Origin of the sequence: Kitasatospora sp. NPDC087861 (assembly GCF_044742585.1) — a bacterium.
In the GTDB taxonomy this organism is placed as follows: Bacteria; Actinomycetota; Actinomycetes; order Streptomycetales; family Streptomycetaceae; genus Kitasatospora.
Map to the genome: position 1 here is coordinate 14,269 of NZ_JBIUUS010000011.1, position 11,708 is coordinate 25,976.

The 11,708-nt window shown below is 72.7% G+C and carries 9 protein-coding genes; 8 read left to right on the forward strand and 1 reads right to left on the reverse strand.

Annotated features, from left to right (window positions below; all coding sequences use genetic code 11):
- Positions 1–68 precede the first annotated feature (68 nt).
- Entirely contained in the window at positions 69–4,085 is a 4,017-nt protein-coding gene (gene eccCa, locus ACIOJE_RS17380; RefSeq protein ID WP_400777246.1) for a type VII secretion protein EccCa, read from the reverse strand.
- 202 nt (positions 4,086–4,287) lie between these two features.
- Between eccCa and eccD the strand changes: the two genes are divergently transcribed.
- From eccD to ACIOJE_RS17420, 8 genes are all read left to right on the forward strand, one after another.
- Positions 4,288–5,655 (forward strand): type VII secretion integral membrane protein EccD, encoded by a 1,368-nt coding sequence (gene eccD / locus ACIOJE_RS17385; protein WP_400777052.1) that lies wholly within the window; start codon positions 4,288–4,290, stop codon positions 5,653–5,655.
- A 52-nt stretch (positions 5,656–5,707) separates the two neighbouring features.
- Positions 5,708–7,204 (forward strand): type VII secretion protein EccB, encoded by a 1,497-nt coding sequence (gene eccB / locus ACIOJE_RS17390; protein ID WP_400777053.1) that lies wholly within the window; start codon positions 5,708–5,710, stop codon positions 7,202–7,204.
- A 104-nt stretch (positions 7,205–7,308) separates the two neighbouring features.
- A complete protein-coding gene (locus ACIOJE_RS17395; protein WP_280683100.1) occupies positions 7,309–7,641 on the forward strand; it encodes a WXG100 family type VII secretion target in 333 nt (110 codons plus the stop codon).
- Between the two features lie 84 nt (positions 7,642–7,725).
- Positions 7,726–8,025 (forward strand): hypothetical protein, encoded by a 300-nt coding sequence (locus tag ACIOJE_RS17400; protein ID WP_280683098.1) that lies wholly within the window; start codon positions 7,726–7,728, stop codon positions 8,023–8,025.
- Positions 8,026–8,041: 16 nt separating this feature from the next.
- A complete protein-coding gene (locus ACIOJE_RS17405) occupies positions 8,042–8,551 on the forward strand; it encodes a hypothetical protein (RefSeq protein WP_280683096.1) in 510 nt (169 codons plus the stop codon).
- A gap of 126 nt (positions 8,552–8,677) precedes the next feature.
- Positions 8,678–10,852, forward strand: coding sequence for a hypothetical protein (locus tag ACIOJE_RS17410; RefSeq protein WP_400777054.1), 2,175 nt, complete (start codon positions 8,678–8,680; stop codon positions 10,850–10,852).
- Between the two features lie 54 nt (positions 10,853–10,906).
- Positions 10,907–11,389 (forward strand): YbaB/EbfC family nucleoid-associated protein, encoded by a 483-nt coding sequence (locus ACIOJE_RS17415; protein WP_280683092.1) that lies wholly within the window; start codon positions 10,907–10,909, stop codon positions 11,387–11,389.
- Complete coding sequence (locus ACIOJE_RS17420; RefSeq protein WP_280683090.1) at positions 11,382–11,699, forward strand: hypothetical protein; 318 nt, start codon at positions 11,382–11,384, stop codon at positions 11,697–11,699. Before ACIOJE_RS17415 ends, ACIOJE_RS17420 begins: the two co-directional genes overlap by 8 nt.
- Positions 11,700–11,708 lie beyond the last annotated feature (9 nt).

An 11,708-nucleotide genomic window follows, 5' to 3' on the forward strand; every position in this document is an offset into this window, starting at 1 on the left:
TACACGGGATCGCCGGGCACCCGGTTCATCGGATGCCCGGCCGATCCCGCCGCCCCGCGGCGGCGATCTCAGGCGCTCTCCGTCCCCTCCGGCTCGGGAACCCGTGCGGTCTGCAGTTGGACGGTGCGCCGCCGGGTGACGTGCAGCGCCCGGCCGGGCGGCAGCTCGCGGGGCTTGACGTTGCCGAACAGCACGCCCTCGCTCGGCGGGCAGGACAGCAGCACCGCGGGGGTGTTGACCTCCTGGAGGCGGCGCATCAGCGGGTCGCTCAGGGAGCGGCCGGCGCCGTTGGCGCCGCGCGCCACGATCAGGTGCAGGCCGAGCTCGGTGCCCTGGGCGAGGTGGTCGAGCAGCGGGGCGAAGGGGTGGCCGGTGATCGGAGCGGTGATCAGGTCGTAGTCGTCGACCACGATGAACAGCTCCGGGCCGGTCCACCAGTCCCGCAGCTTCAGCCGGGCCGGGGTGATGTCCCCGCCGGGCACCCGTCCCTCCATGGCCCGGGCCGCGCCCTGGACGACCTGCTTGAGGACGTCCACCGCGACGGCGTAGCCGAGCCGGTACTCCTCGGGGACGGAGTCGAACAGGCCGCGCCGGAAGTCGATCAGCATGATCCGGGCCTCGGCCGGGGAGTAGCCGGTGGTGATGCCGTTGATCAGCAGGCGCAGCAGGTTGGTCTTCCCGGACTCGCTGTCGCCGATCACCGTGAGGTGCGGGGTCTCCTCGAAGTCGTGCCACAGCGGCGCGATCTGGCGGTCCTCCAGGCCGAGGGGCACCCTCAGCCGTCCTTCGGCGGCGGGTAGCGCGGCCGCCTCCAGCATCAGCGGGAGCATCCGGACCTGCGGGGCGCGCGGGCCGGTCCAGTGGTCGTTCACAGCCTCCACCAGCCCGGCGACGCCGTCGGCGAGGTCGCTCGTGTCGCCGACGCCGTCCATGCGCGGCAGCGCGGTGAGGAAGTGCAGCTGCTCGTCGGTGAGTCCGCGGCCGGGCACCTTGGGGACGGTGGCGGCGGCCCGCATGTTGATCATGGAGTCCACGCTGTCGCCCAGCCGCAGCTCGAACTTGGTGCCCAGCTGGTCGCGCAGCGCGCTGGTCACCTCGGCCCAGCGGGTCGCGGTGACGATGAGGTGGACGCCGTAGTTGAGGCCGCGGCCGGCGATCAGGCCGAAGACCTGCACCAGCTCGCCGAACTCCTGGCGCAGCGTGTTCCAGCCGTCCACGACCAGGAACACGTCGCCGTGCGGATCGTCGGCCAGCTCCGGGTCGCCCGCCGCCCGGCGACGCCGGAAGGAGGCGGCCGAGTCGATACCCAGCCGGGCGAAGCTCTGCTCCCGGCGGGCGATGATGCCGTTGATCTCGGCGATGGTGCGGCTGACCCGCTCCGGATCGTGCCGGCCGGTCACCCCGCCGACGTGCGGCAGGTCGCGCAGCGCCGACAGACCGCCGCCGCCGAAGTCCAGGCAGTAGAACTGCGCCTCGCGCGGGGTGTGGGTGAGCGCCAGGCCGGTGATCAGGGTGCGCAGCAGGGTGCTCTTGCCGCTCTGCGGGCCGCCGGCGATGCCGACGTGTCCGCCCGCCCCGGACAGGTCGGCGGTCAGCAGGTCGCGCAGCTGCTGGAACGGCCGGTCGACGACGCCGATCGGTACCGACAGCCCGCCGCGCTGTGGCCACCCGTCCGTGGTCAGGCCGTGCTCGGGGTGGGGGGAGAGCGGCGGCAGCAACTCGTCGAGGGTCGGCGGCACGTCCAGCGGCGGCAGCCAGACCCGGTAGGCCGGCGGGCCCGCGTCGGTCATGCGTTCGGCGGCCAGCTCCAGCAGGGTGTGGGTGGCCTCCTCCTCCAGCACCTCGGGCTCCTCGACCTCCACCACCGGCTGCTGCCGGGGCGCCACGTACGCGGTGCCGTACGGCACGATCTGCCCGGCCACCGCCGCCTGCCGGGCCGCGGTGGGCCTCTGCTGGCGGTACGGCCCGGACACGTAGGCCGCCTTGAACCGGGTCAGGGTGGAGATGTCGCTGCGCAGGATGCCGTTGCCGGGCTGCGTGGGCAGGTGGTAGGCGTCGGGGACGCCGAGCACGCCGCGGCTCTCCATCGCGGAGAAGGTGCGCAGGCCGATCCGGTAGGACAGGTGCGATTCCAGGGCGTGCATCCGGCCCTCGTCCAGGCGTTGCGAGGCGAGCAGCAGGTGGACGCCGAGGGAGCGGCCGAGCCGGCCGATCATGATGAACAGCTCCATGAAGTCGCGGTGGGCGGCGAGCAGTTCGGAGAACTCGTCGACCACCACGAACAGCGTGGGCAGCGGGTCCAGCTTCACGCCGGAGGCCCGGGCCGCCTCGTAGTCCAGCAGCGAGGTGTAGTTGCCGGCTGAGCGCAGCAGCTCCTGGCGGCGCATCATCTCGCCGTGCAGGGCGTCGCGCATCCGGTCGACCAGGGCGGCCTCGTCGGCCAGGTTGGTGATCACCGCCGAGGTGTGCGGCAGTTGATCCAGGCCCAGGAAGGTCGCGCCGCCCTTGAAGTCGACCAGGACGAAGTTGAGCGTCTCCGAGGAGTGGGTGAGTGCGAGGGCCAGGACGAGGGTGCGCAGCAGTTCGGACTTGCCGGAGCCGGTCGCGCCGATCAGGAGTCCGTGCGGGCCCATGCCGCCCTGCGCGGACTCCTTGATGTCCAGGTCCACCGGGGTGCCGTCCGAGCCCAGGCCCAGCGGCACCCGCAGGCGCTGCTCCTTGGACCGGCCGGACCAGGCCTGGCGGACGTCGTGCCGGTGCAGGTCCTTGATCCCCAGCAGCGAGGTCAGGTCGAAGTCGGTGGCCAGCGGCTCGGCGCCGTCGGTGGAGTCGTCGAGCCGGTAGGGCGCCAGCACGGCGGCGTAGCGTCGGGCCGCCGCCGCGGTGAACGCGTCGGGGCGGCCGAGCGCGGTGATGCTGTCCTTGCGGTCGCGGTCCGAGCCGACCAGCTCCAGCGCGCCGTCCGCGGTGATCCGCAGCCGCAGCCGGTGCTTGGCGTGCTTCCACTCCAGCGCGTCGTGAACGTCCAGCACGGTCGCGTTGCGGTAGCCGGCGAGCGAGGCCCGGCCGGAGGTGGGCAGGCGCACTCCGTCGACCACGATCAGCGTGTACGGCTCCTCGCGGCCGGGCTGCGCGTCCGGCTCCCAGGGGCCGCGGGCGGCGAACTCGGCGCCGAGCAGCTGCTCCAGCTCCACCATCGAACCGGCCACCAGCCGGACGGGGCCGGCGCCGTCGGTCTCGTTCGGGTGCAGGGCGTGCGGCAGCCACTTCAGCCAGTCCCAGTCGGCACGCCGCTCGGGTGCCGCCACCACGCCGATCCGCAGCTCGTCGGGGGCGTGGAAGAAGGCCAGCTGCGCCACCATCGCCCGGGCCAGTGCGCGGGCGGGCTCGGTGGCGTCGGCCGCCTCGACGCCGGGGGCACCGGCCCCGGCCGCACCGCCGCCGGGAGCGCCCGCGGCCTCCTCGCCCGCGCCGACCCGCAGCAGCACGTGCGCGTACCCGCGGACGTGGACCGCGATCGGCTGCTCGGGCAGCGTGCCGTAGGCGTGGATGAACCGCCGCAGCGCGTGCGCGCTCAGCGGCTCCAGGTCCTCGACCGGCTTGGTGGCCAGCGGGGCGAGCCGGACGGCCAGCCGCTGCGAGCCCACCGCGATCCGCACGTCGCCGAAGTCAGGGTGGGCCGCCCGGCGCTCCCACAGCCGTGAGGTGCGCACCATCGAGGCCAGCGCGGCGGGCTCCGGGTGCCGCCAGGCCAGCGCCCGCTGCTGCTTGACGGTGTGACGCCGGACCTGGCGGCGGATCTGCGACAGGTAGCGCAGGTAGTCCCGGCGTTCCCCGCGCAGCTGCCGCTTGCGGTCGCTCTCGCCCCGGATCATCTGGGTGAGCAGCATGCCGACGGCGGACAGGCCCATCATGCCGATCGCGACGTACGTCAGCGGGCCGCCCGAGGAGTTCGGGTTGAGGAAGATGAACACCATCGACAGCGAGCTCAGCGCCATCGGCGCCATGGTGAGCATGGTGGACAGCCCGCTCTGCGGCTCGGGCAGACCGGGTGGCTCCTGCAGCTGGATGTCGCCGTCCGGCATCTCCGGCCCGGAGCGCCGGGGTGGACGCTCAACCACGACCTGACTCAACGGGCCTCTCCTCACACACGCGTGGACTTCTCCGCCCCAGGGCACGGAGCGCGGTCCCGGAAGGTTCAGCGAATCGGTGCGGATTCCGGTGAACCGCCGCCGCCGGTGTTTCCGTGCAGCCGGGCGAAGGCCCGCAGACCGGAGGAGGGAACGCATGAGTGGTGGAGCCGTGGCCGGCCTGTGCAGACTGAGGTTCCGTGCGCCCGAGTCGGCGTTCGAGCTGGCCGTGCCGTCCGACGTGGCCCTGGCGGACCTCCTTCCGGCCGTGCTCGGGCACGCGGGCGCCGAGACCGAGGAGGCCGGTGCCGAGCACTCCGGCTGGGTCCTGCAGCGGATCGGCGAGGAGCCGCTCGACGAGGAGCTGACGCTGGAAGCGCTCGGGCTGCGCGACGGCCAGGAGCTCTTCCTGCGCCCGCGCACCGCCGAACTGCCTCCGGTCCACTTCGACGACCTGGTCGACGGGGTGCGCAGCGGCATGCTGGAGCGCCGCGACTCCTGGCGCCCGGCGCTCACCCACCACCTCGCGGTGGCCGCCGCGCTGGTCGCGCTGGCCGGTGGCCTGGCGCTGCTGTTCCTGCCCGGCCCCGCCCAACTGCGCTGCGCGAGCGCCGCGGTGATCGCCGTACTGCTGCTGGTCGGCGCCGGCGGCGCCACCCGCACGGTGGGCGACGCCGCCGCGGGCACGGCCCTGGGCGCCGCCGCGATCGGCTACGCCGTCGCCGGCGCCACCCTGGTGCCCGGCCTCGACGGCACGGACCGGCTGCTGTCCGGCGGGTCCGCCGGTGCCGGGGCCGCCGTGCTCGCCCTCGCCGTGGCCGGCGCCTCGGCGCCGTTCTTCCTCGCCGTCCTGTTCACCGGCCTGGTCGCCCTGGGGGCCGGCGTGCTGGCCCTGCAGGACGTGCCGCCGGGGCACTCCGCGGCGATCCTGGCTTGCGCCGCGGTGCTCTCCGGGGCCTTCGCCCCGGGCCTCTCCTTCAAGATCGCGGGGCTCAGGGTGCCCGCGCTGCCGCGCAACGCCGAGGAGCTCCAGGAGGACATCGAGCCGTTCCCGGCCGAGTCCGTCCTCGCCCGCGGCGACGTCGCGGACGGCTACCTGACCGGCTTCCTCGCCAGCATCGGGCTGGTCTGCGTCGCCTGCCTGACCCTGCTGACCGACGCCGACGGCTGGGGCCCGGCCGCGACGGCCGCCGACCTCGCCGTGCTGCTCCTGCTGCACGCCCGTGAGATCGGCAGTCTCTGGCAGCGCCTCGCCGTGCTGCTGCCCGGCCTGTACGGGCTGGTGCTGCTGGCCGGCCGGTTCGGACTGGGGGGCGAGTGGCAGGACCGGCTTGCCCTGCTCGCCGCGCTGCTGGGCGCCGCCGCGGTCATGCTGGTCGTCGCCTGGACGGTGCCCGGCCGCCGGCTGCTGCCCTATTGGGGGCGTGCCGCCGATCTGCTGCACTCCCTGGCCGCCGTCGCCCTGCTGCCGCTCGCCCTGCAGACCCTCGGCTTCTACCACCTGATGCGGGGCATGGCCGGCTGACGTCCCGCCCGCCGCCCCGACCGTCCGAACCACCGATCCCGGAAGAGGTCCCATGCAGTCCAGACGCGACCAGGTGCAGGCCCACCTGTTCGTGATGAGCCGGGTCTCCTCCGGGATGCTGCGCGCCGAGCCGGACGCGCCCGACACCCCCGTCGCCCGGACCACCCGCGGCGCCGTGGTCGGGCTCGCCGTCGGCCTGCTGATCGGTGTCGGCGCCGGGGTCTACGGGCTCGTCAAACCCGGCGGCGCGACCGGCTGGCAGAAGCCCGGCACCTTGGTGGTGGTGGAGGAGAGCGGTGCCCGCTACCTGTACGCCGGCGGTCAGCTGCGCCCGGTGGTCAACCAGGCCAGCGCCCGCCTGCTGGCCGGGGACCAGTTCCGGTCGGCGACCGTCAGCGCGGCCTCGCTCGACGGCGTTCCGCGCGGGGCGGTGGTCGGCATCGTCGGCGCCCCCGACGGCCTTCCGGCCGACCGGGACCTCGGCCAGGCCGACTGGTCCGCCTGCGCGGTCCAGGCTGCCCAGATCGCTCAGGGTGGCCAGGCCGCTCAGAGCGGCCAGACCGCGCAGGGCGCACGGCCCGCGCCGCAGCTGTCCCTGGCGATCGGCCTGCGCCGCGGCGCCCGGCCGCTCACCGACGAGCAGGCCGTGCTGGTGGCCGGACCCGACGGTTCGCCCCAACTCGTCTGGCGGGGACGGAGGTTGCGGGTGGATGCCACCAACGGCGGGCTGCGCGCCCTCGGCTACGGCAGCGCCACGCCGTATCCGGTGACCGCAGGCTTCCTCGACACCCTTCCGGTCGGCCCGGACGTCAGGGCGCCCGAACTGCCCGGCCGGGGCGCGGCCGGCCCCGCGCTGGCCGGCCGGCCCACCAGGATCGGCCAGTTGTTCACCGGCCCGGGCGGCGAGAACTACCTGCTCACCGAGGACGGGCTCGTCCCGCTCGGAGAGACGCTGTTCCGGCTCGTCCAGGGCGATCCGCGCATCCAGCAGGAGGCCTACGGCGGTGCGCCCGTCACCCTCGGGCCGGTCGGCCCGGCCGACCTCGCGGCGCACAGCGCCCCCGCCGCCGCCGCGGCCGCCTGGGTGGGAGCCGAACTGCCGAACCGTCCACCCCAGTTGGCGACGGTGGGGCGCGGGCAGGTGCCCTGCGCCGACCTGCGCCCCACCGCCGGCCCGGCGGCGGTCACGGTCGGCCTGCTGGACGCCGCCGCGGTGGCCGGACAGCCTCCGGCCGCCCAGCCCGGCGTCACCCCGGCCTGCAACGGGGCCGACCGGATCGTGGTCCGGCCGGGCGGCGGCGCCCTGGCGCGGGCCGTCACCGGATCCGGCGCCGGCTCGACCCTCTACCTGGTCACGGACGCGGGGGTGAAGTACCCGCTGCCCTCACCCGCGACCGCCAGGCAACTCGGCTACACCAAGGCCGCCCCGGCGGCCGTCCCCACCCGGCTGCTCGGCCTGCTGCCCACCGGGCCGAGCCTCGACCCGGCCGCTCTCACCAGCGGCGGAGTGGTCGAGACGCCCCCCGACACGAACCCCTGCGGGGGCTGAACCCGAGGGCCCGCGCGTCCGTTCACTATGCCGGGCCGCGGACCCCTGACCCACCCGGAGGCGCCGGCGACCGGCCGGTGCCCGCAGCAGAGAAGGGATGTCGCATGGCCGGCAACAACATGCTCAATGACCCGTTGGTCGTCCAGCACGTGCTGACGACCGTGGAGTCGCAGGACCAGCACATGCAGGACACCCAGCGCCAGATCAACGCCATCGTGGAGGAGGTCAACGCGCACTTCCAGGCCGCCGCCAGCACCGTCTTCTGCCAGAAGATGGAGGAGTGGCAGCGCAAGTACGACGAGGTCCGCGCGCAGTACGGCAAGTTCCACGAACTCCTCACCAGCGGTGCGGGCCTGATCCAGGGCGCCGGCCAGGACTCGGTCCAGGTCGTCTCGGGCCTCGGGGTCGGCGACGACATCGTCAAGGGCCTGAGCTGACGCAGGCCGGCGGGCAGGACCGCCGGCGCACCCACCGGCCGGGTCAGGGCCGGGACCACCACCGCCCTTCGAAGGAGAGCAACGATGTCCGACGGCAGGATCGAACTCCACCACCACCAGATCGAGGAAGCCGCCGCGCTGCTGCGCCAGCAGGGTGAACTCATGCACCAGATGATGGAGCAGACGCGCACCTTCCTGACTCAGGGGCTGGGTCACGAACTGCACGGCACCTACGCCGACGGCGGCCAGGCGTACGCCGATGTGCTGTCCAGCGCCGACACCGTCATGGGCGAGGACATCACCAAGGCCGCCGCGGCCCTCGACGAGGTGCACGGCCTCATCCGCGACTCGGACAACCGGGCCGGTTCCAACTTCCAGAGCTAGGCCCGGGTGAGTCGCGATGACCGACGACGAGAAGGCCGACGAGGCGTGGAAGAAGAAGGAGGAGGAGAAGAAGAAGCAGCAGGAGAAGGACTACCGGGACAAGCAGGACCAGAAGGAGAAGGATGACGCCAACACCTTCAAGGTCACCGATTCCTGGCTGATCGACTTCGCCCACACCAAGCTGACCACGATGCTGCAGGACCTGCAGACCCACCCGACCCGGGTGGCGCTCCAGCAGTTCGTCCTGGGGATCGGCGGCGGAACGGCACCCGGCGACTACTCCCACCTCTTCCCCGGCGCCGGCACGGTGCAGCCCAGCGTCCAGAAGATCAAGGACACGTTCACGAACTACTGCAAGTCCCTGGAGCAGCAGTTCAAGACGCTGGAGGACCAGGTCAAGAAGATGATCGACGACCTGGAACGCGCGCAGCGGGACCTGAAGAACGGAGCGGACGACGCCCTGTCGGCCGCTCAGATGATGTACCTGATCAGCGACGTCCTCGGTACCGGCAGCAGCCTCAAGTAGGCCCCACCGAGTACCCCGCACCCGCCCCGACCGACGGCCCCCGCGCCGTCACCTCCACCCGCGGGGCGGGCCGGACCCCCCCCCGGCCCGCCCCGCGCCCCCGACGACCCAGGAGCTGTGACACCGATGGCCACCACCAACTGGGAATCCTCGCTGCCGGTGTTCTCGAGCTCCGACCGGACGACCTTCACGCAGCGCAGCTCCGTCAGCGGCGACGACAAGGTCAAGTGGATCGCCAGCCACAAGTACGAGACCCTGGCGTACTTCAAGATGCCCAGCCCGGACGGCAAGGGCGAGGGCTACGACTGCTGGTGGTCGTTCAACTACATCAACCCGGACGGGCAGCAGTACAGCCACGTGATCGGCTGCACCCTCAACTGGCCGCAGTTCGAGGCCGAGACGACCGATCTGGGGAAGTGGATCCGGCAGGGCTACGACGTGCTCATGCCGCTCGCCCACTCGCCGTACGAGAACGACGTCATGAGCGTGTGGAGCTTCGACGCCGCCGTCGACATGCTGCACGGCGCCGAGCAGCTGCTGCACACCTGGGCGCCCATGGTCAACCAGTGGGCGGGCGACATCGCGGCGCCGGGTGCCGACTGGACGGGCACCGCGGCGGGCCAGTTCAAGACCATGCTGTCCATGTTCGGTGCCGAGCTGGAGGACCTCGCCAAGGACGTCCACGACAGGGACGCCGCCGGCAAGCTCAAGGCGGCCCGGGAGTCGGTCGGGACGGCGGTCCTGGCCATGTGGAACGCCCAGGAGAACTACCGCAACAGCAGGAACGCCTGGCCGGTCAACCCGCTCCACGACGCACTGCTGGAGGGCATGTCCACGGCGAAGGTCACCGCCACCCCCACCCTGGTGCCCAACCTCGACGGCGGCGCCACCACCTACGGCGTCCCGGACTTCGTGGTCACGACGGCCTGGGGCGACCCGCACGGCGACGACTTCTGGAAGAAGGCCGAGCAGCGGGCCAAGGAGATCTGGCTGAAGAACGTCGCCGACATCCTGGACCCGGGCGTCAAGACGGCGTTCGACAGTCTCGACAAGGGGTACGTCCCGGCCATCAAGGCGCTGAACGACCCGGTCAAGACGGTGCAGATGAGGCGGCCGTACACGCCGCCGGCCGACACCCCGCCGGGCGTCAACGACCCCACGTCGGACGTCAACAAGCAGCTGTCCGACATGAACAAGAACATGAACGACTCGCTCAACAGCCTCAACAAGGGGATGAACGACAACTTCAACACCATGGCCGGCGGCCTCGACAAGAACCTGAAGGACACCCTCGGCGGCGGCCCGGGCAGCCTCGGTGGCGGTTCCTCCGGGGTGGGTGGTGGCGGCTCGGGCTTTCCCGGGCTCGGCGGCGGGGTCGGTGGTGGCGGTTCGGGCTTTCCCGGGCTCGGCGGCGGTGGCGGCTCGGGCGTCCCGGTGCTCGACCAGAACGGCAAGCAGATCTTCGACGCCAACGGCAACCCGGTCAACGTGCCGCCGGGCAGCCACATCGACCCGACCACCCACCAGGTGATCGGTCCGGACGGGCGACCGGTGCTCGGCCCGGACGGCAAGCCGATCACCGTCCCCGACGGGGCGACCGTCGGCACCGGCCCGGGCGACCACATGAAGGTCCCGCCGGGCTCGCACATCGACGAGAGCGGACGGGTGATCGGCCCGGACGGCAAGCCGGTGCTGGACGGCAACGGCAACCCGGTCGTCGTCGATCCCGGCTCCCGGATCGACTCCGACGGCACCCTGCTGGACCCGGACGGCAAGCCGATCTCCGAGCTCTCCCAGCTGCTGGCCGACCAGCGGCACGCCGTCAACGCCGGAATCGACGGCGGCGGCGGTGACGGCCTGCTCGGCGGCGACGGGTTCCGCTCCGGCACCTACCACCCGAGCGGCTCGCCGTTCGGCGGCTCCTCCGGCGACTCGGACGGCCTCGGCGTGGGCGGGTTCCCCGGCACCGGGCTGCTGCCCGGCGGCCGCAGCGGCATGAGTTCCAAGGCGATGGCCGCCGGCGGCGACCCGAACACCGCCCAGGCCCGGGCCGCGGCGGAGGCCGCCGACGCCGCCGAGAAGGCCGCCGCGGCCAAGGCGGCGGCCGAGGCCGAGAAGAACGCGCTGACCGGCAAGAACGTCCCCACCACCGGCGGCATGCCGCCGATGATGCCGCCCGGCGCGGGCGCCGGCGCGCCCAACCAGAAGGACAAGGACCGCCAGCGCACCACCTGGCTGGCGGAGGAGGAAGAGGTGTGGGGCACCGAGAGCACCGCGGTCAGCGGCGTCATCGGACGCTGACCCCCGCCTCGCCCCCCCGTGAGAGCCGGCCCCGGCCGGAGACAAGGAACGACCATGTCAGCTGCCACCGACCGCTTCGGCCCCGACGACCTGTTCGCCTCGATGAGTGAGGAGATCGGGCAGGCGATGGAGGCCATGCGCGAGCACCAGGCGAAGGCCGAGGCCGTCCAGGCCGAACTCGCCAAGTCCTCCGCGACGGTGACCTCCAAGGACCGGATGGTCACCGCCAAGGTCGGCCCGCAGGGCCAGGTCCTGGCGTTGACCTTCCACACCACCGGCTACCAGGAGATGGCGCCCGCCCAGCTCGGCAAGCTGCTCACCGACCTGCTCAACGAGGCCCGGGCCGCGATGGGCGAGCAGGTGATCCAGGCGATGAAGAGCTTCGAGGGCGTCGGCGACATGCTCCGGCTCTCGCTCAGCGGCGGCAGCACCCTGGACCAACTGCTGGAGCCGCTGCGCGCGATGAAGCCCGGCTACGACGACGACGCCGAGGCTGAGCGCCGCCGGGCCGGCCGGCAGGAGGAGTTCCATGAGTGAAAAGATCGACGTCTTCGCGAAGACCCAGGACCTCAAGCGCCGGTTCGCGGAGTTCCCCGAACTGGCGGCCCTGATCGAGAAGATCAACCAGGACGTCAAGGGCATCAACGACGCCAACACGAAGGTCGGCGGCGACGACGAGATCGGCAAGCAGTACCACAGCCAGGTGGACCAGGCCACCAAGGACCTGGACGACCTGATCAAGAAGATCAAGGAAACCGTGGACAAGGCGGGCGAGAACGGCATCAACCTGGTCGCCGAGCTCGACTACGCGGAGGACTCCGCCCACGACATCATGAACAGCCTGTAGGAGAACCGA

Coding starts and splice junctions, on each gene's coding strand:
- eccCa (WP_400777246.1), bottom strand. CDS start 4,085: ATGCCGGACGGCGACATCCAGCTGCAGGAGCCACCCGGTCTGCCCGAG.
- eccD (WP_400777052.1), top strand. CDS start 4,288: ATGAGTGGTGGAGCCGTGGCCGGCCTGTGCAGACTGAGGTTCCGTGCG.
- eccB (WP_400777053.1), top strand. CDS start 5,708: ATGCAGTCCAGACGCGACCAGGTGCAGGCCCACCTGTTCGTGATGAGC.
- ACIOJE_RS17395 (WP_280683100.1), top strand. CDS start 7,309: ATGGCCGGCAACAACATGCTCAATGACCCGTTGGTCGTCCAGCACGTG.
- ACIOJE_RS17400 (WP_280683098.1), top strand. CDS start 7,726: ATGTCCGACGGCAGGATCGAACTCCACCACCACCAGATCGAGGAAGCC.
- ACIOJE_RS17405 (WP_280683096.1), top strand. CDS start 8,042: ATGACCGACGACGAGAAGGCCGACGAGGCGTGGAAGAAGAAGGAGGAG.
- ACIOJE_RS17410 (WP_400777054.1), top strand. CDS start 8,678: ATGGCCACCACCAACTGGGAATCCTCGCTGCCGGTGTTCTCGAGCTCC.
- ACIOJE_RS17415 (WP_280683092.1), top strand. CDS start 10,907: ATGTCAGCTGCCACCGACCGCTTCGGCCCCGACGACCTGTTCGCCTCG.
- ACIOJE_RS17420 (WP_280683090.1), top strand. CDS start 11,382: ATGAGTGAAAAGATCGACGTCTTCGCGAAGACCCAGGACCTCAAGCGC.